General features: G+C 45.2%; 17 protein-coding genes. 12 read left to right on the top strand and 5 right to left on the bottom strand.

The genetic code is table 11. The features are described from left to right. Positions 1–152: 152 nt before the first annotated feature. The 5 genes from cpeY (at position 153) to QUA27_RS06690 (ending at position 4,015) form a co-directional block, all read left to right on the top strand. On the top strand, positions 153–1,439 hold the full coding sequence (gene cpeY / locus QUA27_RS06710; RefSeq protein WP_333067108.1) for a C-phycoerythrin alpha-cysteine-82 phycoerythrobilin lyase CpeY: 1,287 nt from the start codon (positions 153–155) through the stop codon (positions 1,437–1,439). A gap of 118 nt (positions 1,440–1,557) precedes the next feature. Next, the gene (locus QUA27_RS06705; protein WP_333067107.1) at positions 1,558–2,172 is read left to right on the top strand and encodes a HEAT repeat domain-containing protein; all 615 of its coding nucleotides are present in this window, start codon (positions 1,558–1,560) and stop codon (positions 2,170–2,172) included. Positions 2,173–2,393: 221 nt separating this feature from the next. Continuing rightward, positions 2,394–2,873, top strand: a complete 480-nt coding sequence (locus tag QUA27_RS06700) for a GNAT family N-acetyltransferase (RefSeq protein WP_333067106.1) — start codon at positions 2,394–2,396, stop codon at positions 2,871–2,873. 173 nt (positions 2,874–3,046) lie between these two features. Then, the gene (locus QUA27_RS06695) at positions 3,047–3,529 is read left to right on the top strand and encodes a quercetin 2,3-dioxygenase (RefSeq protein WP_333067105.1); all 483 of its coding nucleotides are present in this window, start codon (positions 3,047–3,049) and stop codon (positions 3,527–3,529) included. Between the two features lie 306 nt (positions 3,530–3,835). Continuing rightward, positions 3,836–4,015 (top strand): hypothetical protein, encoded by a 180-nt coding sequence (locus tag QUA27_RS06690; RefSeq protein ID WP_333067104.1) that lies wholly within the window; start codon positions 3,836–3,838, stop codon positions 4,013–4,015. A gap of 10 nt (positions 4,016–4,025) precedes the next feature. Here QUA27_RS06690 and QUA27_RS06685 read toward each other — a convergent pair whose 3' ends face one another. Next, on the bottom strand, positions 4,026–9,716 hold the full coding sequence (locus QUA27_RS06685) for a trifunctional serine/threonine-protein kinase/ATP-binding protein/sensor histidine kinase (protein ID WP_333067103.1): 5,691 nt from the start codon (positions 9,714–9,716) through the stop codon (positions 4,026–4,028). Positions 9,717–10,760: 1,044 nt separating this feature from the next. On the opposite strand from QUA27_RS06685, the gene QUA27_RS06680 reads away from it, so the two are divergent. Then, on the top strand, positions 10,761–11,180 hold the full coding sequence (locus QUA27_RS06680) for a hypothetical protein (RefSeq protein WP_333067102.1): 420 nt from the start codon (positions 10,761–10,763) through the stop codon (positions 11,178–11,180). A gap of 128 nt (positions 11,181–11,308) precedes the next feature. Here QUA27_RS06680 and QUA27_RS06675 read toward each other — a convergent pair whose 3' ends face one another. Beyond that, the gene (locus tag QUA27_RS06675; RefSeq protein WP_333067101.1) at positions 11,309–12,061 is read right to left on the bottom strand and encodes a helix-turn-helix transcriptional regulator; all 753 of its coding nucleotides are present in this window, start codon (positions 12,059–12,061) and stop codon (positions 11,309–11,311) included. 86 nt (positions 12,062–12,147) lie between these two features. Between QUA27_RS06675 and QUA27_RS06670 the strand changes: the two genes are divergently transcribed. The 3 genes from QUA27_RS06670 (at position 12,148) to QUA27_RS06660 (ending at position 15,684) form a co-directional block, all read left to right on the top strand. Beyond that, on the top strand, positions 12,148–12,570 hold the full coding sequence (locus tag QUA27_RS06670; protein WP_333067100.1) for a DUF6220 domain-containing protein: 423 nt from the start codon (positions 12,148–12,150) through the stop codon (positions 12,568–12,570). 9 nt (positions 12,571–12,579) lie between these two features. After that, a complete protein-coding gene (locus tag QUA27_RS06665) occupies positions 12,580–13,008 on the top strand; it encodes an MAPEG family protein (protein ID WP_333067099.1) in 429 nt (142 codons plus the stop codon). A gap of 645 nt (positions 13,009–13,653) precedes the next feature. Continuing rightward, entirely contained in the window at positions 13,654–15,684 is a 2,031-nt protein-coding gene (locus tag QUA27_RS06660) for a bifunctional serine/threonine-protein kinase/formylglycine-generating enzyme family protein (protein ID WP_333067098.1), read from the top strand. 163 nt (positions 15,685–15,847) lie between these two features. Here the strand turns inward: QUA27_RS06660 and QUA27_RS06655 are convergent, their stop codons facing one another. Continuing rightward, a complete protein-coding gene (locus QUA27_RS06655) occupies positions 15,848–17,638 on the bottom strand; it encodes a DMT family transporter (protein WP_333067097.1) in 1,791 nt (596 codons plus the stop codon). Between the two features lie 343 nt (positions 17,639–17,981). Between QUA27_RS06655 and QUA27_RS06650 the strand changes: the two genes are divergently transcribed. Then, positions 17,982–21,512, top strand: coding sequence for a non-ribosomal peptide synthetase (locus tag QUA27_RS06650; protein WP_333067096.1), 3,531 nt, complete (start codon positions 17,982–17,984; stop codon positions 21,510–21,512). A 45-nt stretch (positions 21,513–21,557) separates the two neighbouring features. On the opposite strand, the gene QUA27_RS06645 is transcribed toward QUA27_RS06650, so the two are convergent. Beyond that, positions 21,558–22,667 (bottom strand): alpha/beta fold hydrolase, encoded by a 1,110-nt coding sequence (locus QUA27_RS06645; protein WP_333067095.1) that lies wholly within the window; start codon positions 22,665–22,667, stop codon positions 21,558–21,560. Between the two features lie 399 nt (positions 22,668–23,066). Continuing rightward, positions 23,067–23,414, bottom strand: a complete 348-nt coding sequence (locus QUA27_RS06640) for an ArsR/SmtB family transcription factor (RefSeq protein ID WP_333067094.1) — start codon at positions 23,412–23,414, stop codon at positions 23,067–23,069. 92 nt (positions 23,415–23,506) lie between these two features. On the opposite strand from QUA27_RS06640, the gene QUA27_RS06635 reads away from it, so the two are divergent. Further along, the gene (locus QUA27_RS06635; protein WP_333067093.1) at positions 23,507–23,956 is read left to right on the top strand and encodes a protein tyrosine phosphatase family protein; all 450 of its coding nucleotides are present in this window, start codon (positions 23,507–23,509) and stop codon (positions 23,954–23,956) included. Between the two features lie 98 nt (positions 23,957–24,054). Beyond that, positions 24,055–24,213, top strand: a complete 159-nt coding sequence (locus tag QUA27_RS06630; protein ID WP_333067092.1) for an MBL fold metallo-hydrolase — start codon at positions 24,055–24,057, stop codon at positions 24,211–24,213. Positions 24,214–24,274: the final 61 nt, after the last annotated feature.

The raw sequence follows: 24,274 nt of genomic DNA, 5'->3' as shown, positions 1-24,274 counted from the left end.
GTCGCAAGTGGGTAGTTGATACCCCGACAAGTCTAGGAACTCTTGGCTCATTGCTTTACCAATTTTGGTGAGGTAAGGGTAAAGAATTCCTAGGCTTGTTATTGTATTTTAATAGGCATATCATATTATAGTTATTGCAGACTGCTAATTTTATGGATAAACGGTTTTTTAGTTTTTTTAATTTAACGGAAGACCAGGCGATCGCACTTTTAGATACGCCCCAAGCTGAAATCGGCGAAGAGGATTCCCGCTACATAGCGGCTTCCCACTTGATCAATTTCTCAACAGATCGATCGATCGCAGCACTGATGCGAGCAGTACAACAAACCGATCCGGTGCTGGAAAACCGGATTGTGCGCCGCAAATCGGTGGAAACATTAGGAAGACTGCAAGCTGTGCAAGCATTGCCGGTAATTCGCACCTGTCTGGCCGATGATGACTGCTACACGGTGGAAAATGCAGTTTGGGCGATCGGCGAAATAGGCACTCAAGATCCCGATATTTTAGCAGAAGTTGCTCAATTGCTGGACAAACCGGGACAAACCTACCGGGTAATTATCCACACCCTAACTAAATTAGATTATCAACCAGCCGTAGCCAGAATTCGCAGATTTGTCGATGATACTGACCCGCCGACTGCTAGTGCTGCGATCGCCGCAATTTGTCGCTTAACCAGAGACTTTTCTCAAATGGGAAAAGTTGTCGCGATGTTGCAACACAAAAATGTCCTTGGGCGCAGATTATCTATTCAGGATTTGATAGATGCGCGTTACTACGATGCAATTCCAAATATTGCCAGATGTCCGGTATCTTTAGTCTTTCGGCTCAGAGGAATTAGGATGTTAGCAGAAGCAGGAATTGCTGACAACTTCCTGACTTTTGCTACCATTAAACCTCATTTGGAACAAACATTAAGAGATTATCCAGCAGATTTAGATCTAGTTCATAGTTATGAAAAATTACCCGAATTAGCGTTTTTGATTCGCCAATTATACGAAACAGATTTTGGACGTTGCTATTTAGCAGCTAAAACGATACTTGAAAATTACTCAGAGGAGGCACCAGCGGCCCTGTTTGCTACCTTTGCTGAAGAAGCAAATAATGACTATGGAGCGCATTTTCATGTGGTAAAATTGTTTGGTTGGTTAAAACATTCTCCAGCCTACGATTTGTTATTGGAAGCTTTGCATCACCCCCAACCCCAGTTTCAGAAATCCCGTGCAGCGGCGGCGATCGCCCTGGGGGAACTGGGAGAACAACGTGCTATTCCAGAATTGAAAGCCTGTCTAGAAACTAAAATCTGGGATTTGAAGTATGCTGCATTAATGGCACTAGAAAAACTTGGTGATGTCAGCGGTTATGAAGTTGCCGCAGCCGATCAAGATTGGTTGGTTCGAGCTAAAGTAGATGCTTATACTTCTGTAACATCCGAATTATAGCTGTAGGGAGGCACTGCCGCGTCCCTACAGCTACCGGACACGGCAGTGCAGTGTCCCTACCTGAGCAATGTAATATCTTAATTAAGCTTAAAATACAATACCTAAAACCCCAAAAACCATGACAACAGATGCTTTATTTGAACAACTAAAACACCCGAACCCTCATCTGCGCGAGCGGGCAATGTTTGAAATTGCCGATTCCCGCGATGAAAATACAATTTCTCGACTCGTGGGCATTTTAGATGAAGAAGATGTCACCTATCGTCGGGCGGCCGTAAAAGCCTTGGGCGTGATTGGTGAAGATGCCGTGCCATCGGTGGTGGACGCATTGTTAAACAGTGATAATGTGACTGTGCGAGGGAGTGCGGCGAAGGTATTGGCACAAATTGCGATTAATTATCCAGATTTGCCGTTTCCTGAAGCGGGCTTGCAGGGATTAAAAAAGGCGATCGACGATCCGAATCCTGTGGTTAATATTGCTTCTGTGATGGCCTTGGGGCAGATGGGTTCCTCTGCTTTTGAGATTTTGGTGGAGTCGCTGAATACAACGGATAATGTGGCGGTACAGGTGGCGATCGTGAATGCTCTTGCTTCTGTGGGCGATCGACGTTGTGTAGAAGTTCTGACCACATTTGCGAATGATGAAGCCGTGGATTCTTATGTGCGGGAATCAGCGACAAGTTCTTTATCGCGGTTGGATTTGGTGATGAATTATAAGCGTGCAGATAGTTAGATTTAGTGAGATTTTTAGCACTACTCTCGATCGCACACAGCACTTGCAGCCGACTAAGCTATGATAAAACTTTGGGCTTTGCTGATTCACGGTATGAATCAACTTTTCGCTTGAAGTTACAAAACTCACCCTCAAGCGGGCTGATAGCTATTGGAAAATCTTGAATTCATACCTCTATTCAGCAAAGCCAGCTTTCAGAGTTAACAGGAGTTGATGTGGGAATGCAAATTGAACCCTACGACCCTCGCCACCTAGATGCTATTATTCGGCTTTCGCTTCGAGCATGGGCTCCGGTCTTTGATTCGATTCAGAAGGCGATGAACGCTGATGTTTATCAGGCATTCTATCCCAATCATTGGCGTGTGAGCCAGCAAAAAGCTGTGGAGGATGTCTGTGCTGCGGAAGATACGAATGTATGGGTTGCTATGGATGCCGGTTCTACTGTGGGCTTTGTAGCGGTTAAACTACACTCAGAGAATTGCATGGGTGAAATCTACATGGTTGCTGTCGATCCAGACTTTCAAGGTCGCGGCATTGGTAGTGCTTTGATAGAATTCGCTCTGGGTTGGATGAAAGATGCGGGGATGTCTATTGCTATGGTTGAGACTGGGGGCGATCCTGGTCATGTAAGAGCCCGTCACACCTATGAAAAGGTGGGCTTTGAGCTATTCCCAGTCGCCAGATACTTCAAGAAGCTCTAAGTGGAGATGTGTTGATTTCGCTCGCGCATTGTATACTTCAACTTAATGCGATCCCCCGCTCTTATGAGTGAAGTGGTAATTCAAATAGCCCCAAAGCTAGGCGGTAATTCCACTAAATTCAAATCGAAAACTCTACTTGTACACCGCTCGTATAGCAGAAACGAGGAGCTCAGATGACTCTAAACCAGCAAGGAATAGTCATGATGCCTCACGAAGGCGATGTTTTGACAGTTGCCGGTGATGCTGTCACGTTCAAGGCATTGGGGCAGAACACTCAGGGGCAATATGCGCTGATTGAGATTTTATGTAATCCTGATGTCGGTACGCCTCCCCATATTCATAGCCGTGAAGATGAAGCGTTTTACGTTCTTGAGGGTGAAGTCGAGTTTCGCTTAGATGACCAAATTATTTTGGCAACACCCGGTACGTTCTTACATTCTCCCAGGGGACAAAAACACAGTTTCAAAAATACTGGAACGGCGCAAGCGCGAATGTTGTGTTGGATAACACCTGCTGGTTTGGAGATGTTTTTTGCGGAAGTTGGGAGACCTGTAGCCGATCCGCTCAATCCACCTGTGCCCGATCAAGCTGCGATCGATAAACTGCTAGCCACTGCACCCAAATATGGACTCACAATCTTACCCCCTGAAGCGTAAGTCCTTATAAGCTACAGGTTGTAATCAAATAAAGGCTAATCGTTGGAGATTCTAATTGGAACTGAAGAGAGATGGCGGGTACGACCAATCCTTGGACAGTGAAGTGTGAGGGCTAGATTCCCTGGTTGAAATCTAATGCCAGCGATCGCATTCTATCCTTCAACTTAATCCTCTAGAGACAGGAAACTTTTAGAACTGCCTGGTAAAACACCATCACATCCTCTGCCCATTTGAAGCATCTTTTTTTTACTTTTCAGATGCGAAATGCCGGAAATTTAAGCTGCAAACAATCAGAGGGGATTTGTTGTGAGATATCAAAGGCTGCAATCACTGTTCCACGATCGCTCGATCGTTCTCGGCTTCTGGCTCATTGCCCTTGTCGTGTCAGTCTTGCTGTTAATCGCTAAGGCAAGCTTGTTTCAGACTTCTGCGATCGCACAAATCCCGACACAATCCCCGCCATCGAATCCCTGGAAATACCAATAACAACAACTCATCAAGTTTGGCTTTGGACAGCCAATTTTTGATAGTTCTGTCTAATAGGAATCTGAATGATGAACTCTGCCCCCTGGCCGGGATGAGAAACACACTTCAACTGTCCGCAGTGTTTTTCTACCACAATCTGGTAGCTGATTGACAGCCCCAGACCGGTGCCCTTCCCTACGGGTTTCGTCGTGAAGAACGGGTCGAACAGCCGCCGGTTCACTTCCTCTGTCATACCGGGGCCATTGTCGCAAATGCGAATCACAACAAATTGGGGACTTTTCCGGGCCGGGGCGAGGTTCTCGGAATCCACCTCAACCGAAGAAAATGTAGAGCTTTCCGCAAGGGGGGGATTGGAAATCGGGGATTTTTCTTCTTCCCCATACCCCACTGAGGTGCGAATTGCGATCGTGCGCGGCCCCCTTTGGTCATTGAGAGTGTCAATCGCATTCGCCAGTAAATTTACAAACACCTGGTTCAGTTGGCCGGCATAGCACTCCACCAGCGGCAGCGGGCCGTACTCTTTAATGATTTGAATAGCAGGCTGGTCTAATTTAGCTTGCAGTCGGTGCTGCAAAATCAGTAGGGAGTTATCGATGCCCTCATGGATATCGACCTCTTTCATTTCCGCTTCATCCAGTCGCGAGAAGTTTCGCAGGGAGAGGACTATTTCGCGAATTCGGTCTGCCCCCACCTTCATCGAATCCAGCACTTTGGGTAAGTCTTCCATCAAGAAATCTAATTCGATCGCCTCAATATCCTCAACAATCGCTGCTGTGGGATAGGGGTATTGTTCTTGATAGAGTTTCACCAGTCCTAATATGTCTTCACTGTATGTCCTAACGTGACTCAGGTTGCCATATATGAAGTTAATCGGGTTATTGATTTCGTGGGCCACCCCGGCCACCATCTGTCCCAGGGAGGACATTTTCTCAGTCTGAATTAGCTGGGTTTGGGTGCGCTTGAGTTCTTGGAAAGAAAGCTCTAGTTGTTCGGCTTGTTTTTTTAATTGCGCTTCTGATATTCGCAGAGCTTGCTCTATCTGCACGCGATCGCGAATTTCCTGGCTCAGGAGCAGATTTTTTTCCTTTAATTCTTGCGTCCTCTCTTCCACTTTATGTTCTAAAGTCCGGCTGTAATCTTCTAATTGCTCATTGGCTTGTTTCAGGTTGTCAGTCGCCTCAGACAAATTGGCATAGAGTCGGGCATTTTCCAGGGAAATCGCCGCTTGAGAACAGATCACGGTTAAAACTTCCAGACGATCGGGAGTAAACGCACTCCTTGTCAGATTATTTTCCAAGTAAAGCAGACCAATGAGCTTTCCTTTATGGACGATCGGCATACATAAAATGGACTTCGGTTGGGCGTTGACGATATAGTGATCCATGGTAAAAAGTCCCTGCCGACTTGCATCATTTAAGACCACATTTTTCTGAGTTCTTGCCACATAATTGAGAATAGAAAAGGGCAATTTGTGAGTAGTTTCTATCGGCGTGGATTGCAGCACTACTACCTCATCATTATCTACGGTTGCCGTGCCTTCTACCACCAGTTGACCATCTTTTTCTAAAATGAAGTAGCTTTTTTCAGCGCCAGCATTCTCGATCGCAATTTTCAATAACTTAGAAAGCAGACTTTCCAGAACCATTTCGCCAGAAATAGCTTGAGAAGATTTCATCACAGAGGCGAAATCCAGTGCTGCAAAACTCCCCGTATTCGTCGAGCTTGTCGTCCGCGATACGTCGAATCTGGGGGCGTCTTTAGTCAGTATTCGCGAGAAGAATTCAGAGTATTCTTCTGATAACTCCTGCACTTTTGCTTTCGCTCCCCAGCGAATATAGCCATAGTAAGCATCCGTCAAATAAATCTCCGCTATCTTCTCCCGGCCGCGAGAGAAATAAAACTCGGCAGCCCGTTCATTAGCTAGGGCTTCTTCCTGAATATATCCCTGTTCTCTGGCTCCTTGAATGCTAGCGTCATAATACTCCATCGCTTTGCCAATTTTTCCTAAGACTCGTGCTTTTTCTGCCTCCACTAACTTGTACTTGTGTTGATAATTCATCGGCCCATGTACAGCCCATTCCTGCATTTTTTCCTGATTTTTCGCCACTTGCTTCAAGAATTCTTCTTGTTCGCTGCTGGAAACTTCAGAATATTGAGCTAGCAGAGCCAGAGAATAATAGAAATTGTGTTCGACACCACTCATCAGCCCAGGTACACCTTCTTTGTATTTTTCTGATTCGCGGGCGCTTTTCATTGACTGAGCGTAATCTTTGAACAAGTAAAATCGAATCAATTTTGTCAGGTGAGCAACAAAAATAAACATATGTTTATTGTCGGCAATTGACTGTTGCAGGAGTTTTTCTTCATTCAAAACTTCGCCTGTTATCATATATTCTTCTTCAGGGGCGGCGAGTAATTGTAATACCATTACTCTCCATGTTTTTAAATAACGAATATGGGAATCTTGTTTAAAATTTAGAAGTAAATTAAGGTATTGCGCCTGCTTATGAGCCACAAACTCCAGTGGTTGGCCTGTAAAAAGTATATGATCGCAATAGTAGATAGAATTATAACCAACATATTCTAAATCTCCAGTTTCTAAACCGCTTTTAATGCCCTCTAGCAATGGTGCTAAGGTTTCTTTCCCATGCTCTTTCCAGTGTCTAATATGAGCATTAAAAACTACATAGACGTGAGATTTGATTTCCTTGGCCTCAAATCGAGCCAACAAATTTAAAGCTAGCTGTCCAAATCGATATCCTACCTCAATTTCACCCAGAGGTCCGCACAAAAATAAGCCATAAATCCCATAGCCGGAAGCAGCTTGGGGTGAATTACCATATTGAATACAAAGATGCATCATTGTAAATGGGAATTCGGGAAATAAGGCAGGAGTCACATGATGAGCAAGAGGGGCGGATTTCCATAATATCCCCATAGCAACCCGCTTATTGAGATCCGTCATTTCTGGCAGATGAGCTAAGGCCTCAGTATTCATCTCTTGTGGAGGCTCTGGACAAAGGGAGACACCCAGCATACCCAAAACTTGCAGCCCGATATCTAACGCGACTTGCATCTGGTTTTGCAAGGAATAAAACTGCATTTGGATTTCATAAACTTTGACTTTTTCGAGCAGAGTTTTTGCGTGCTTGAGAGCCTCCTCAGACAGCATTTTTCCTCGCTCGAAGTTAATATTTAGAAATTCCACCGCCGCCGCTTCGGCATACAGAGAAAACGTCAGGTCATACTGAGTTTCCCAGCTATCTTCTCTGAGGAGTTCTAGCCCCACCCGTAGTTGTCTGGCGGCAGTTTCATAAGCTGTTGCTGCCTTAGCTTTTTTGCCTGCTATCAAATTTAATTGGGCTAGACGATATTTTTCAGACTGATCCGTGATGAAGTCAGCCCCAACATTTAACTGATTGACAATCTCAAAGATATTTTCTTCAATCTCATCTGCTGGAGTATGCTCTAGTAGCAGTTCACCGATTTTCAGGTGGGTTTGTTGTTTCTGAGATTCCGGAATAAGAGAATACGCCGCTTGCTGCACGCGGTCATGGAGAAATTTGTAAGCGATAGGCGCGTTATGGCTGTAAGGCAAAGGGGCAGGTGAGGATGATAGCGGAGGAGAATCTAGAGCTATTCTCTCCTCTGCTTCCCTGCTGATTTCATCGGAGGTAAAAACGAGAGGGATTTTGTAGGCTTCGCTCAGGGGCAAAACCAAGCCAGCCTGAAGTGCTTCCCACAAATGGGCCGCCGTTTCCGACTGAGATTTTTCCTTGACAATAGCCAGAACGTCTAAATTAAATTTGTCTCCAATACAGGCGGCTAATTTTAAGACATCCTGCGTCTCCTCCGGGAGTTTTTGAATATTTCTGGCAATCAGTTCGACGACATTATAATCCGTGATGCCTACCGCTTGAATTTGGTTCAATGACCAATGCCAGCACCCAGCACTGAAATCAAAGGTCAATAGGTTTTCTTCATGCAGAGTGGCGAACATCTGAGTCAAGAAGAAAGGATTGCCTTGGGTTTTATTGAAAAGTAGCTCGGCCAATTTAGAAACCCGGTTTCTCGGAACAGAAGACTCATTCAGGGTATCTGCTACCAGCAAGCTGACGTTGCCAATATCCAAAGGACGGAGGGTGATATTATTTACAACCGCCCCATTTTTTTGAATCTCATCCAACGTCAGCATCAACGGATGCGTCGGACTTACTTCGTTATCTCGATAGGCTCCCATCAGCAGTAAATATTGGCTGTCCGGGTCACAAATAAGCAGATGAATCAACTTGAGCGATGCCGAATCTGCCCACTGTAAGTCATCCAAAAATATGACGAGCGGGTGTGAGGGTTTAGTAAATACGTGAATGAATTCTTTAAACACGCGATTAAAGCGATTCTCGGATTCAGATGACCCCAATTGCGGAACGGATCCTTGAGGCCCGACAATCAGTTCGACTTCGGGAATGACATCTACTATGACTTTGCCATTGGAGCCTAAAGCTTCTAAAAGTTGCTGTTTCCAAATCGCTAGTTTTTCAGAACTTTCTGTTAACAGATGCCGCATCAAGCCGGCGAAAGCTTGAATCAAAGAAGCATAAGGAATATTTCGCTTTAATTGGTCAAATTTACCAGATATAAAATAGCCGCACTGCCGGAGAATTGGTTTTTGAACTTCATTCACTAAGGAAGATTTGCCAATCCCTGAGTAACCGCTCACTAGCATCATTTCGCTGTTTCCGCCGGAGACTTGCTCAAAGGCTGCCATCAAAGTGGCTACTTCTTGCTCGCGGCCATAGAGTTTTTGCGGGATAAGAAATTGTCCAAATTTATCCCTTTTACCGATGGAGAAGTTGTCAATTTTCCCCTTCGTTTGCAGTTGATGACGGCAGGTTTCTAGGTCAGCTTTTAGTCCCAGACCGCTTTGGTATCTGTCTTCAGCAGTTTTGGCTAATAATTTCATTACAATGTCAGAAATCGCTTGGGGAATCTCACCGATTTGCTGATGGGGTGGCACTGGTTTTTTAGCGATATGGCAGTGAATTAATTCCAGGGGGTCGCTGGCTTGATGCGGCAGCTTTCCAGTCAGAATTTCATAAAAGGTGACACCTAATGAGTAAAAGTCGGTGCGGTAGTCAATTGAGCGATTCATCCGCCCGGTTTGCTCTGGAGACATATAGGCAAGGGTGCCTTCTAGCAAATTGGGACTGCTGAGGGTCGGGTTTTCTCGCTCTAGGTGCGTGGCAATGCTAAAATCGATAATTTTTATTTGATCGGTTTTGGGGTTGATAATAATATTCTGCGGTTTAATATCTTTATGAATAATCTTATTTTCATGCAGTTGAGCTAGGGTCTCTGCTAGATGAATTGCCAGACTCAGAAATTCGTTGATTTCAATGTGTTTAGCTGTGATTAGGTTTTTCAGGGAGTCTCCTCCAAAATCTTCTAATATCAGCGCCAGACCGTTATTATGCTTTTCCAAAGAGTAAGCTTTGATAATCCCGGCTATGTCCAGAGCTTTGAGAATTTTATATTCATGCCTCAATCGTGCGATTTCTTCTATTGTGGGATACTCGGCTTTGAGGGTTTTTACTATAACCGGAGTTAGTTCGGACTCTCTAAACCCGCGATAAATAACTGTATTGACACCTTCATGAATGGGTAACGATAAGAGTTTGTAACCGGGCAGCGTGGTTTTCATATTCGTTTTTTCATTAGTTCGATTATTCGGATGGGGAATTGATGGATGGGAATCTGAGACAGCGATGTTGGAGCGCCTGCTGGGAAAATTTAAACTAGCCGGGAATCAGCTTGTTAGCAAGTGGCAATATTTGCTCCCCTCATTCAATGCTAATGTAGATCAAAGTCTAAGGTTTAACTATAATTATAATACCTGTGTTGGAGTTGGAGAAGCAACAATGGGCGCTTGGACAAGCGCCTCCAGATCAACTATGCGATCGCACTACCTAAAGCATTTGTTTAAAGTTCTCTGGAGGTACTCGACACAGACGCTTCAAGTTTTGACAATTTAGGTTTTTTACATCCCAGTAGCTGATTATGTGTCTGAGCCTGAATTATTCTAACTTAGGATTATACATCGTACTACAACATATTTGCAGCAATTCGACCGGGTGCGATCGTTGATGTTAACAGTTTACAGGTCGCGATCGCTTTGCCTGCTTTTTTTAAGATGTCTATTGTAAGAGTGTGCTAGCCAGAACTGAGTTACTTGAGCGTCCGATCATCGCTAAGTTGAACACCTAGTCTGTAAGTGAGCAAAATGCGATTATGGAATAAGTTAAAGGTGATCTCAGATTGGAACCCGCAAATACTCGTTCTCCCGACACTCTTGCCAAACTTGCAGCGCCACGGACTATGTATCAAGCAGATAAAACCCAATAACTCGCTCCAGAAATATGGTGAATTCTCGTAATACAGGTTAGTTCCGTACCAGTATAAAAAATTACCGCCAATGGAATTTATGTAAATACTCCTTGTGATTCGTGGAGAAGTCCCGCTTCGTGCGAAACATTTGTATGAAAGCAGCCTCCACCCCAAAATTGACTTAGAAGAAAATGTTGGCAAGATGCCGATCGTTGATACAAACACAGGCGACTATAAAGTTGATAACAATGGTTTACACGCTACTGATTAATCGAAGACATTTGCATCACTTGCCAAATAATCCTATTATGATGGTGTATCACGATCTGGATGATTGTTTCATTGTTCTAACTAAGCTAATATGCGATCACTTGTCTTGACTCTAGCTCTCATATGTTTAGCTACCCCCGCTGTTGCCACAACCTGCGAGGAAAGCTTTCAAAAAAAGGGGGACTTTTTGAATGGTTCCGCCTTTTCTGCACGTGTTCAGGTGGAGGGGTTATCGATAGAGAGAGCTTTTTCCCAATTACGACCAATTTTGGCCCGCGAGGGCATCAAGACTCTCAGCACGGATCTGAACTTAGGTGTAATGAAAGCTGAAAATCCCGCCACAGCATTTCAGCGTGCTTTGCCAATTGATGTATTTGCCTCAATGGACGGCAATCTATTAAATGTTGAGATGATCTTTACCATTCCCAGTGGGGTAGGTGCAAGTAAAGACACGGTGAAGCGATACTTGTGTGGTGCACTAAATCAATTGCTGCCCCCAACTACAAAGTAATATTTAATTATTCATTTGATGAATGATAGTTTCTCAGACTCGATCGCAATACCCCATACTTCAAAATTACCTGGGAGCGATCGCTCTTCTATTCAATGCCATCGCTATCGGGGTTTCTAGCGTTAAGTTTATTGGTGGGTGTTCTGCATCAAGTTGGATGGAGACATTTTTACACTTGGCAAATTATATTTGGTCGCTGAAAGCTGTGCAACCATTTCTGCACGAGACGAAACCTCAAGCTTACGGAACATTCGTTTCAAAGCTTGCTTCACTGAATTCTCAGTAATCCAAAGTTCCCTCCCGATTCCTGCGTTGGTGCGCCCCAAAGCAACCAATTCGGCAATTTGCAATTCACGAGGCGTTAGGCGTGAGGTCTTCAAAGGTTGGTGTTGCGATTCCCTAGGGGATAGCTTCGCCGCGCGTACTGTTGCAGCCCAAACAGACAAATGCAAACATATCGCACTCAAATCCGCTAGATTTTCTGTATCGAAGGCGGGCATAGACCGATCGCGCGTACAACCCACTACACCCATTAATTGACCGCGATTGACAATCGGCCCCGCCATCACGTGCCAATGATCGGGGCGGGGACAAATTATTGTCCAAACCTTGGGTGATGATGTCACTAATGCTTCATGGACAGGAGCATGGCGCTCCACTAAATAACGTGCAACAGGATTATGTTCGATCGATAGCGCAACTTTCAATGTTTTCTGAAAATTGCTATCTGCTAAAGGAAGTCGATCGAAGAAAAAGATTCCAGATCGTTTAGCTGCAAAATACTCACCGATTTTGGGCACGATTTGCGATCGCAGCTCTTGTTCATCCTTCACTTGGTCGATCGCTTCAAATAAAAGCTGCAAGGGACTTTTCATGGTCATGGTGTCAAAAAGAGTACCCGATCGAGGTCTAGAAGCATTGCAATACTCGAATTATATTACCCTTGTAATCTCAAAAACAAATTGACATGACAACAGATTTGGAAATCGACCGCGCTCCTACACCTTGGATGCCGATCGGCTTTTATGCGACTTCAATAGTCTTTAATGTCTGCTTAATTGCTCAGTTATTGACGGTTGGAGTTGCCTACTTCAATAATCCTGCATGGTGGAATATTCATGTTTGGCTAGTGCGAGGGTACAGTGGGCTGTCATTAGTATTACTGGGATGGTCGTTGATTGCCCCCTTCTCACGCAGAATACGACATCTCGCCGCAATTTTGCCAATACTGCTTGGACTACAATTTGCCAGCATTCATCTCAAAAGTCCTCTTCACCTAGAGATACTCCATCCTCTAATTGGATTTACGTTACTCTATGTTTCTTCAAGCCTTGTACATCGCATAGGGCGCACTTTATCGCCCACCAACTATCAGAACAATCAAATTTAAGAGGTAAAAATGACGCAAGATACAATCTTCGGCCCCTTCTTTGCAACAGTGTTTCTCACATTCCTCGTCTGGGTGTATATGTACATCCGCCGTATCAGTTTTATCACCAGTAGAAAGCTCGCCCCGAATGAACTTGCTGTACCGGGCGCACTGGCGCAAATTTCGCCACCAAGCGTATCCAATCCATCGGATAACCTAAAAAACCTGTTCGAGATTCCGGTGCTTTTCTATGCACTTGTCCTATACCTCTTCATCACAAAGCAGGTGGATACAGTGTATGTAAACGCCGCGTGGGTCTTCGTTGTGTTTCGCACATTGCATAGTGCTGTCCATTGCACATTCAATCTCATCATACTTCGGTTCTACCTTTACCTATTTGCCACGCTCGCGGTGTGGTTCATCGCGATCCGCGCAGCCATTATCCACTTTGGCGCGTAGGTACGCTATAAACTAACAGAGCGATCGCCCTTCAATTCGGCGGTGCGATCGCTCTGTTAGTTTATAGTCTTATTTTTATACGGAGAGTGCGATCGCTTTTTGGTTTGGGCGATCGCGTAGTTTTACCATACTTGCATCTGTGAACAGATTACTGATTCTCCCAATTGCGATGAATTTAGATAGATCGGTCGATCGCAGTTTACTCCCAATTTAACCGTGTATTAAACGGAATGTGGCAGGTGTCTGGAACTCACGGAAAGATTCATGCCAAAAGTGCGATCGGGATTAATCTTTAAATATCTTGATACCTGCTTTATAACATTTAGCAGATAATTCTAGGGTTTTTGCTTTGATGCGGGAGGCTGCTGATGTCATCTGATTCACCAGATGTTTAAGAAATCTAGGGATTGATGTCAGTTGATTGGCGAATGTGGCGACGAATACCGACGTTAAAGAATAGTGGGCGAGTCAGCAAGTTATAATTCCCCAGTCAGAATATCTTCGGAACGCACAAATGAGGGGTAATACCCACCTATTAACGATTACCGATTACCGATTATCAATTACCAATTACCAGCCGAATATCAATTAACAAATCAACACGACATGATATCATAACTTTAACCAGATCATTTCTTCCCAGATATGTTCTACTGTTCTAATCCAAGTTGCTCCAATCCTTTCAATCCCGACAATTCTAAATTCTGTCAAAGTTGTGGCCAGTCAGACCTCACGCCTCTCTTCAGAAACCGCTACCGCGTGATTCGACTGTTGGGCGAAGGGGGATTTGGCAGAACTTATGAAGCGGTAGATACGGATCGAATGGACGATCCCTGCGTAATCAAGCAGTTTGTACCGCAATTTCAAGGAACCTCAGCACTTGAAAAAGCTGCAGAATTGTTTCAGCAAGAAGCGAAACGACTTTACGAACTCGGCGAACATCCCCAAATTCCTCGATTAATTGCTTATTTTGAGCAAGACAAGCGACTTTATTTAGTACAAGAGTTGATTGAGGGGCAAACTTTACTGGCTGAATTAACTCAGCAGGGTGTTTTTAGCGAAGAAAAAATTTGGCAGTTACTTGCAGATATACTGCCGATTTTGAAATTTGTACACGATCGCCATGTCATTCACCGAGACATCAAACTTGAGAATATCATGCGGCGGCGCACCTCTGTTAGCTCATCCCTGCCAAAGGCGGGAAATTTTCGGAATTCAGCTTTCCGAAGGGGAGGGCGGGGAGAGTTAGTTTTGATAGATTTCGGCATTTCCAAACAAGTGACTGGCTCCCTGATGAGCAAAGTAGGCACCACGGTAGGAACGCCCGGATATTCGCCGATAGAACAAATGCGCGGTCAAGTTTTCCCCGGAAGCGATTTGTACAGTTTGGGAATAACTTGCCTGAGACTGCTAACTCAATGCTTGCCAAAAATTGACGGTTCCGATGACCTTTACGACCCGATAAATGGCGGCTGGATTTGGAGAGAACGATTGCCAGTCGGTACAAAAGTCAGCAGCGACTTGACAAACATTTTAGATAAGTTAATTCAAGATTATCTCAAAAATAGATATCAATCTGCTGATGAAGTAATCAAAGCTTTAAATCTCTATTCTTTACCTCCCCAACCGCCTTTTGTCAAGGGAGGACAACTTGCTTTAAATTCTTCAGTGACAAAGGGAGGGCCACTTGCTTTAAATTCTGCTGTGACAAAGGGAGGGCCACTTGCTATCAATACTCCGCTCAATCACAGCAGTCAAATCAATAGCAATATCTCTGTCAATCCCAGGCAAAAATCCAACACCAATCCGCCTCGTAACACTGCCTCGCAGAGAATTGCCGCTGCCAAAAGCACTTTTGAATTTCAGGTGTTGACAGTAGACAAGCGCGGGAAGGAAACTAATGTTAACAGGGGCAAAGCGCGTTTTTTTGAAGAACATCTTGGTAGCAGTACAGTGCTGGAAATGGTATCTGTTCCTGGCGGTACTTTCCTCATGGGTTCCCCAAAAAATAGGGGTGACAGCGACGAAAAACCCCAGCACCCAGTCACTTTAGCATCTTTCTATATTGGCAAATTTCCAGTCACTCAGGCCCAGTGGAGAGCAGTTGCCACACTGCCGCAAATTAAAATATTTCTCAATCCCGATGCTGCCCGTTTTAAAGGTGCAAATCGACCTATAGAAAATGTATCTTGGTACGAGGTTGTGGAGTTTTGCGCTAGACTTTCTCGCAAAACTGGTCATAATTATTGCTTGCCTAGCGAAGCCCAATGGGAATATGCTTGCCGGGGGGAAACTATGACACCGTTTCACTTTGGGGAAACGATTACCAGCGAGTTAGCAAATTACAACGGAAGTTCTAATTACGCTGAAGCGCCGAAGGGAATTTATCGCTTTCAAACGACAGATGTTGGCAGTTTTAAACCTAATGCTTTCGGATTGTACGATTTCCACGGAAATGTTTGGGAATGGTGCGCGGATTCTTGGCACAATAATTATAACGGTGCGCCTGCTGATGGTAGCGTTTGGGAGTCTGACGGGGACTCTTCGCTGAGGTTGTTGCGGGGGGGCTCTTGGAACGATCATCCTCCGAATTGTCGCAGCGCGTGTCGCCTCAGATATCAGCCGGATTGTAAGGCTAGTATTGTGGGTTTTCGAGTGGTTATTTCTGTTGTTTAGACTCCAATTGTAGGCATTCGTTCTCCTATATTGAAATGCTTCTATGGTTTCCTTATCAATCAAAGATTTATGCAATAAGCCTATTGATATTGTCTCGGAATGGAGAAACCCGGTTTCTTGAAGAAACCGGGTTTGGGAATGGACTATCGCCAAAATTCAAGCGTTAACTAGCCTTCTTTTGAGGAGCCATTATGCGTTCCACACTCATAGCAGCCACGCTCAACGTCACCACAGCCATGCCGAGAATTGCCACTGGCTGCAACTTCTCATTGATAATTAGAAACCCGAAGAGTGCGGTCATCGCTGGCCCTAAAGTGCCAATTACTGACGCTAGAGCTGCCCCCGCAAACCGGATGGCAAAATTATTCAAAAGATAGCTAAACAGCGTCAGCACCCCTAAGACCACACCTCCCATAATCAAACCAGGCCAAACATTTTGATCGATTTTAGGAGAAAAATTTTCCGACAGCGGCACCCACAAACTCAGGGAGGAAAATACAAAAATCGCGGCGAAATTAACTAAACTAAAAGGAATGGGGTGCAACTTGCCCGCGGCCATTTGCGTCAGCAATACGTAACCTGCAAAGGTAATCCCAGAAGCCAGTGCAGCCGTGACTCCCACCCCGACATTGCCGCCGCCGGGAGCTGGGGCCGCAAAACTCGGCCACCCAGCTAAAATCAGACCTGCGGTAATCCCGACTATCGCCAAAAAGCCGACTGTGCTGGGGCGAGAACCAAACAAGATCCAAGAACCCAGTACGGTGACGATCGGGTAAATAAAGAAAATCGTAATCGCGATCCCGGCCGGAATATTGCCGATCGCCAAATAAATCAAAACCTGAGACAAAAACAGAAAAAATGCGCTTCCTAAAACTTTACTCCACAAAGCTCGATCGCCCGACTGGAACAACCGTCTAATATCTTTCCACACAGAAGGATACAGAAATGTCGCCAATATCGGCATCAAAGCCATCACCACGATCAGCCGCATCAACAAAATCAACAAAGAATTTCCAAAACCTGGAGTCACCACCCCCGGAAATTCAAACAACCCAAAAACCATCCGAGGATTTTTGCTTTTAATCAGAATTCTCAAACAAACATTAAACAGCGACAATACCACCGCCGAAGACAAAGCCAGCACCAAACCTGTCTGCACTTGAGAAGCTACTTTAGCGGGTGCCGTCGGTGGCGCTGAAGAAGGCTGTGGAACCGGTTCTCGCGGCGTTTCCGCAGGTGTTGGCGGCTGCAGAAGTTGCGGGCGGACAGAATTAACAGAATTAACAGAATTAGTTGATTCCTCGACATAGGAATCTTGAGCATCGAAAGGATTCTCAAGATATTCTTCTTCTGATTCGAGTTCTTCCCTGATGCGGTTTACGAGATTTTGTAACAGCTCTTCCCCTTGCAGTTCCAGGGTTTTCATGTTGTTGAGCCGCACGGAAAGCTCGCTTTCGTAACTGGTTAAATCTTGTTCCAGCATCTGGAAACTGCGATCGATCCTTTCATCCAGCGCCGCTAGCAACTGCGAGGCTCGTTCGTCGTAGTTGCTCGGCGGCAGGGGTATCGGGAACTCGCCGCTGGGAATCGGGCTGCTGAGAGAATTTCCCGAATTAGCGCTGAGTTCGTTGAACCGCTGCACCAACAAATCTTGCAAATTGTGAGCCAAAACTTGAGCCAACTGCTTCAGCCACAATTGCTGCTGCTGAATGTATCGCCCCGACAGAGATTCCATTTGCTGAGACTGCAATTTGCGATATTGCTCCCGAAGGTCTTCAATATCTTCAATCAGGTGATTTTTTTCAGTTTGCAGCCGAGTAATGTCTTGATTTAACTGGCCTTTGACATTTTCATGCAAAGCGTCCAGTTCTTGCATTACTGAGTGGAGGACTTCTTCTGCTGATTGTGCATCCTCTGGCTCGCCCTTTGACGAGTATACGTTCCGCTGCGCCATTAGCCTATAACCTCTAATTTAAACTGCACGTTCAGTGTTCTTAAGTATTGTGACAAATCAGGTCGCAAGTTCTAGTGAGTGGCTCTAAAAGATTGCGGACACTGTTGAATCAATAGTAGTCGCTAAGCTACAAATGTGAGAAAATTGCGTGAAGCAAAGCTATCCGGCAGGGAATCGCCCCAAGAACACTTTGTGCAATTAGAAATCATACTACAGCATGACCTCTCCACGGATTGCTCCCGGTAATTCTCGCATCTAACTCACCCGATTGCACCCGAATCACACGCCTAAGAGCCCGTTCCGCGACTAAATTTGATTGGGGGGTCGCACTCCTAGCCCCTCAATGGATAACTTGATGCTGCGGCCAGAAATCCGGTTTCTTTTGCCCGCCTTTCTGCCGCACTCCCGCACCCAGGTTTATGATTTTAACAGTTCCGATCTTTTGCTCGCGAAAGTTTTAAGAGGCGATCGCACCCTGAAAAAGCCACCCCCGCGTCATCCAAAAATTAACACATCTCATCCCCCAAGAGCAACAGATATGGCCTCCGAAATTTATGACAATTCCGTTACAAAGGATATAGAAAAACTGAATATTTCCTCAGAAGCCGAAGTCTTTGTCTTTCCCGCCTCATTTGCCCAGCAGCGCTTGTGGTTTCTCGACCAATTCGCACCGGAAAACCCTTTCTATAATGTAGTAACAGCACTGCGCTTAACTGGTTCCCTCAACTTAACAGCCTTAGAGCTAACCTTCAACGAAATAGTGCAGCGGCACGAAACTTTGCGAACCACTTTCGCCGCGGTATCAGGTCAACCAGTGCAGATAATCTCTCCCGCTTTCAAGACTAATTTAAAAGTATTAGACTTGCAAGATTTGCCGCCAGAACAACGGCAAACAGAAGCAAAGAAACTCTCTGCCGCAGAATCTCTTCGCCCTTTCAATTTATCCACCGGGCCGCTGATGCGAGTCACCATCCTGCGACTGACAGAGACCGAGCATATTCTCTTGCTAAATATGCACCACATCGCCTCCGATGATTGGTCGATCGGGGTGCTAATTCGAGAACTGGAGGCTATCTATACAGCTTTGATAAATCAACAGCCATCTCCCCTCCCAGAATTATCACTTCAATATGCCGACTTTGCAGAGTGGCAGCGCGAATGGGTGCAAGGTGAAGTATTAGAAACTCAGCTAGCTTATTGGCGGCAGCAATTGCACGGGATTTCGGCGTTAAATTTGCCCACAGATCGCCCTGCACCAGCTCGGCAAAATTATCGCGGAAAAACTCAATATTTAGAACTGCCGAAAAAGCTGAATGACGCACTTGTAGCGCTCTCGCAGCGAGAAGGATCGACTTTATTTATGACACTGCTGGCAGCCTTTCAAACTTTGCTTTACCGCTACTCGCAACAAGAAGATATTGTTGTCGGTTCGCCGATCGCCAATCGCAACCGCAGTGAAATTGAATCATTAATCGGGTTTTTTGTCAATACTTTAGTGCTGCGAACAGACTGCTCGGGAAACCCGACATTTCGAGATTTTTTGGGTCGGGTGCGGGAAGTAACCCTGGGAGCTTATGCTCACCAAGATTTGCCTTTTGAGAAGCTCGTCGAGGAATTGCACCCAGAGCGATCGCTCAATCGACATCCGCTGTTTCAGGTGGTATTCGGGCTGCAAAATGGGCCTGTAGACGAGCTAGAATTGCCCGAATTAAAGTTGAGTTCTTTTCATTTGGAGACTCAAACAACGCGCTTTGATTTAGAGCTGCATTTGTGGGAAGCTTCGGATAAGTTTAGGAACAGATACGGCGAACATTGGGAAGATTCGGAAGGGCTCAGAGGCGTAGCTGTGTACAATACGGATTTATTTGATGAAGTTACGATCACCCGAATGCTGAGGCATTTTAAAACGCTGCTGGAAAGCATTGTGACTAATCCAGAACAAGGAATCGCTAACTTACCTTTATTGAGCGAGGATGAAGTGAATCAATTATTCAGAGAATGGAACGATACTCGGACAGATTATCCTCAAAATAAGTGCATTCCTCAGTTATTTGAAGAGCGAGTCCAGCAGCATCTGGAGGATGTCGCCCTAACTTTCGACAGCAAGCACCTGACTTACAGAGAACTCAACAGTCGCAGCAACAAACTGGCGCGCTACCTGCAAAAACTGGGCGTGGGGGCGGAGGTTTTAGTGGGGCTTTGTGCAGAGCGATCGATCGACCTAATTGTCGGGATGTTGGCTGTACTGAAAGCGGGAGGAGCTTACCTACCGTTAGATCCGAGCTATCCGCGCGATCGGCTAAACTTGATGCTGGAAGATGCTCGAGTTAAAGTCTTGCTAATTCAGGATAAATTGATTGAGAATTTCCGAGACTTCTCAAACTCGGTGATTTACTTCGATCGCGACTGGGAACACATAGCCAAAGAAAGCGCCGAAAATCCCGCCAACGCCGTAACAGCAGACAACCTAGCTTACGTTATTTACACATCTGGCTCAACAGGAAAACCCAAGGGAGTTGCTGTCACCCACAAAGCAGTAAATCGGCTGGTACTCAACACCAACTATATAAAAATAGAACCTACCGATAAAATTGCCCAAGCATCAAACGCTTCATTCGATGCAGCCACCTTCGAGATTTGGGGAGCCTTGCTTAACGGCGCTCAACTCGTGGGAATTAGCACCAATATTACCCTTTCGCCTCACGATTTAGCTTTAGAACTGCGCCAACAAGCCATCACAGTTTTGTTTTTAACAACAGCTTTATTTCAAGAAATTGCTAGAGTTTTACCGCAAGCTTTTAATTCGCTACGCTGCTTGCTCTTTGGCGGAGAAGCGGTCGATATGAGATGGGTTAAAAAAGTTCTCCAACAAACGCCAACCACTAAATTAATTCACGTTTACGGGCCTACAGAAAATACCACATTTTCGGCTTATTATTGCGTGCAAGACGTACCCGAAACCGCAACATCTATCCCCATCGGCCGCCCGATCGCCAACACGCAAATTTATCTCCTCGATGCGGATTTGCAGCCGGTGGCGATCGGTGTTATGGGTCAATTGTACATCGGCGGTGACGGATTGGCGAAAGGCTACCTCAACCAGCCTGATTTAACTGCTGCTGCATTCATTCCCAATCCTTTTAGCAATAAATCTGGTTCTAGCCTTTATAAAACAGGTGATTTAGGCCGCTATTTAGCTGACGGCAACATCGAGTTTTTAGGCCGCGTTGACGACCAAGTAAAAATTCGGGGCTACCGCATCGAATTGGGAGAAATTGAAGCGGCTTTGTGCCAGCATCCACAAGTGCGCGAAGCAGTAGTAATTGTCAGGGAAGACATCCCCGGCGATAAACATTTGGTAGCTTATGTTATTCCTGACGGCATTAATGAAAAATTAGAAAGTCACAATCTCAAGTCAAGTGACTTGCGCCAATTTTTGAAAGAAAAGTTACCAGGATATATGGTTCCTGCAACTTATGCAGTGTTGGAGAATATGCCACTGACGCCTAATGGCAAAGTAGACCGCCGCGCCTTGCCCGATATAGATACAGACAGCGAGGATATAACAGAAAATTATGTAGCGCCTCGAACCGATCTAGAAAACGCGATCGGCAATATTTGGGCTAAAGTTTTGGGAAAACACCAGGTTAGTATCTACGATAATTTCTTTGAACTAGGCGGGCATTCCCTGCTAGCAACTCAGTTGATTTCTCGCATCCGAGACGCTTTGCAAGTCGAGTTATCAGTCAGCAATTTGTTTGAGGCTCCGACTGTGGCGAGTCTGGCAAAATACATTGAAACAATGCGCTGGGCTGCGAAAGGTTTGGATACTCCCAGAACCGACGAAAATGAGCGAGAAGATGTGGAATTTTAATACCGCCACAGCCAGAACTTACAGGATTTTAAGTCAGATTTTTAGTCACGAAATTTCAGTGCAGAATGCCCTCACAGCTTCGGCAAACTGCTGGTTATGTTCCATTAATGCCATGTGTCCTCCTTTCGGTATAGTAACTAGCTCTGCTTGAGGCAATTCTGCTTTCATTCGCAGGCTAGCTGGGGGGGTAGTGGCGATATCTGAATCGCCGCATATCACCAACACAGGAATGTCAATTGATGGCAAAGTTTTTGTTTCGTCAAATTTGAGCATTCCCAGTGTGCCGCGAGCGAGAACGCCGGGAGAACCCAAGGCTGATAATAAAGCTGAGAACTCTAATTGACCGCGCGTTTCAGTGCCTTTAAATCCCGATAATTCTACACTGATGTGCAGTGAACCATTGAGATAGCTCAGCCAAGTCATTCCCCACATAATCGGTTCCAGAGCTATGGTGAGATAGAGGATAGGTTGAAGCACCGGCTTTTGCAAAGCGCGTAATAAGCCGCTAAAAATAGCGGTTTTGACGGGATTCGTATAAGTGGTATCTACCAGAATTAAACCAGCTACTCGACTACCGATAAGTTCTGGAAAAAGCCGACTGAATGTTAGACAAATCATGCCGCCCATGCTGTGTCCGAGTAGGATAACAGGTTTATTTCCTGCTAGGGCAATGACGGCTTCGAGATCGCGGGCAAATTTTTCTAGGGAGTAGTCGCTGTTTTTTGGTCGAGTGGATTTTCCCAGACCTGGAAGATCCCAAACAATCACTCGGTAGCGATCGCTTAGTTGCCGTTTCGCGTAATACCAAACCATACTGTTCGGCCCCCAACCGTGCGAGAGAATAATCGGCTGTCCGTCCTCTGGGCCGTAGAATTCTACTTGTAAAATGGTGCCATCAGGCCTCTCTACCCGCTGAACCGAACCCGTCCGCGTCGGCTTCGGTTCGTCAGCACCGGGGCGGCGGAACAGCGGCAAACTGACAAAGCGGCCGCCAACAGACCACAGAACCATCAACACTCCGCTGACTAAGTAGGAAATCCCTACAAGTTGGCCGATGTACCATTCGTAAATAATGTATATACCTCCGCCAAGTACGCCGACGGACAGCAATCCCACCAGCCATAGGAACAGGAAATTGAAGGGCATGAACGGCATAAGCTGAAACCTTGGGTAGGATTTTGGTTGCGGATTCAAACAGAATCATACTCAGGTTAGGCCACAGTAAGCAAGCGGTAAAGTAACCTATTAATTTGTGCGCTGGTTAAATTTCTTTGATTGATTTGCCCAAGTAATGACAGGATGACTCAAAATGCCCGATCCAAAAATTATGAATCTTTTGAACTTGATTGAGTTGATAATTATAAAATCCACCTATTCCGGTTTCAACAAGACCCGATCTTCTAAGCTGAGTTGATGGGGTGCAGATTTCTTCTTTCTACAACATCTTTTTAGCCCTTTGACCGGGCGCGAGCTTTGAATCCCTCGTTGGTCTTACCAGGTTAATGTCGTGGCATTCAGACTTTTGAAAGAGATCTATTGACCTTAATTTCAAGGTCAAGTTAACTCACGAAAGTTTTTAAGTTCTTCTAAATGTTGAGTTTGTTCCTCAAGACGAATCGCTAAGCGATCGCACACCAGTTCACACAATTCAAAGATAATCGGATCGGCAATTTCATAAAAAACACTGATTCCTTGTGGCTGACGAGTCACCATGCCTGCTTGGGTTAGCACCTTTAGATGCTTAGAAACGTTCGCCTGTCCCAGCCCCGTCGCTTCGATAATTTCCGTGACATTTTTAGCTCCTGACTTCAGACAACACAAAACTTGCAGCCGACTCACTTCAGATAGAACTTTGAAAAACTCAGCAACGGGAGCAAGGGCTTGAGGAGACGGCTTTAGCATACAAACCTAAAAATTACATCTTACTATATATAGTTAATTCTTTATATTACTACATAGTAATATGGTAAGAGAATCTAATTTGCAAGATACCAATGGAAAACGTTAAAAAGATCAACTCGGAGCTAACCGTAGCCGGACAGGTGAAACCCGAGCAGTTGCAACAAGCTGCTACAGAGGGATACAAGTCTGTACTGAATTTGCGATCGCCTGATGAGGAAGGCTTCATGCAGGATGAGCAGCAACACGCAGAAGCCGCAGGATTACAATATGTCAACATTCCAGTCAAGCCAGACGGGATGACTGACGAGTTGACGGATAAAGTTTTAGCGCAAATCGATCAACTACCAAAACCTGCTCTCATTCATTGTGCAAGTTCCATGCGTGCAGGTGCAATGGCATTTATGAACGTGGCGACGCGGCAAGGCATGACACCAGAGCAAGTGTTTGAGAAGGCAAGCGAAGCTGGCTTTGACTGTAATTCTCAGCCAAAGATGAAGCAATTCTTGGAGAGTTACGTCTCTAAGCACTCAAAAACAGTTTAAATTTTTCCAGAATTAAAGAAAGTCAGGTTTGTGGGTGAATAGCTTGTTGCCCAACCTGACAATCTTTTTGCTGATTACTGTTGTATAGAGGACTCACAATGGCATTAGTTTTAGAGCAAATAAATGTTGAGGGACTAGCACACCTGTCCTATCTAATCGGCGACGACAAAGCAGGCGTAGTAGCAGTGCTTGACCCCCGCCGCGATGTAGATATTTATATCCAAAGAGCCAGAGAAATAGGTGTAATACCAATTTAATATGAAGCTGCATAGAATAAAGCCTCAAGAATGAAATTGTAAGAAGATAGCGAAATGATTT

The organism is Microcoleus harperi Pol14_C6, from assembly GCF_036701295.1.
Taxonomy (GTDB): domain Bacteria; phylum Cyanobacteriota; class Cyanobacteriia; order Cyanobacteriales; family Microcoleaceae; genus Microcoleus.
This window is presented reverse-complemented; position numbering and strand designations above follow the sequence as displayed.

Bases quoted from the DNA above. Each gene is read 5' to 3' on its own strand.
- cpeY (WP_333067108.1), top strand. From the start codon at position 153: ATGGATAAACGGTTTTTTAGTTTTTTTAATTTAACGGAAGACCAGGCG.
- QUA27_RS06705 (WP_333067107.1), top strand. From the start codon at position 1,558: ATGACAACAGATGCTTTATTTGAACAACTAAAACACCCGAACCCTCAT.
- QUA27_RS06700 (WP_333067106.1), top strand. From the start codon at position 2,394: ATGCAAATTGAACCCTACGACCCTCGCCACCTAGATGCTATTATTCGG.
- QUA27_RS06695 (WP_333067105.1), top strand. From the start codon at position 3,047: ATGACTCTAAACCAGCAAGGAATAGTCATGATGCCTCACGAAGGCGAT.
- QUA27_RS06685 (WP_333067103.1), bottom strand. From the start codon at position 9,716: ATGAAAACCACGCTGCCCGGTTACAAACTCTTATCGTTACCCATTCAT.
- QUA27_RS06680 (WP_333067102.1), top strand. From the start codon at position 10,761: ATGCGATCACTTGTCTTGACTCTAGCTCTCATATGTTTAGCTACCCCC.
- QUA27_RS06675 (WP_333067101.1), bottom strand. From the start codon at position 12,061: ATGACCATGAAAAGTCCCTTGCAGCTTTTATTTGAAGCGATCGACCAA.
- QUA27_RS06670 (WP_333067100.1), top strand. From the start codon at position 12,148: ATGACAACAGATTTGGAAATCGACCGCGCTCCTACACCTTGGATGCCG.
- QUA27_RS06665 (WP_333067099.1), top strand. From the start codon at position 12,580: ATGACGCAAGATACAATCTTCGGCCCCTTCTTTGCAACAGTGTTTCTC.
- QUA27_RS06660 (WP_333067098.1), top strand. From the start codon at position 13,654: ATGTTCTACTGTTCTAATCCAAGTTGCTCCAATCCTTTCAATCCCGAC.
- QUA27_RS06655 (WP_333067097.1), bottom strand. From the start codon at position 17,638: ATGGCGCAGCGGAACGTATACTCGTCAAAGGGCGAGCCAGAGGATGCA.
- QUA27_RS06650 (WP_333067096.1), top strand. From the start codon at position 17,982: ATGGATAACTTGATGCTGCGGCCAGAAATCCGGTTTCTTTTGCCCGCC.
- QUA27_RS06645 (WP_333067095.1), bottom strand. From the start codon at position 22,667: ATGCCGTTCATGCCCTTCAATTTCCTGTTCCTATGGCTGGTGGGATTG.
- QUA27_RS06640 (WP_333067094.1), bottom strand. From the start codon at position 23,414: ATGCTAAAGCCGTCTCCTCAAGCCCTTGCTCCCGTTGCTGAGTTTTTC.
- QUA27_RS06635 (WP_333067093.1), top strand. From the start codon at position 23,507: ATGGAAAACGTTAAAAAGATCAACTCGGAGCTAACCGTAGCCGGACAG.
- QUA27_RS06630 (WP_333067092.1), top strand. From the start codon at position 24,055: ATGGCATTAGTTTTAGAGCAAATAAATGTTGAGGGACTAGCACACCTG.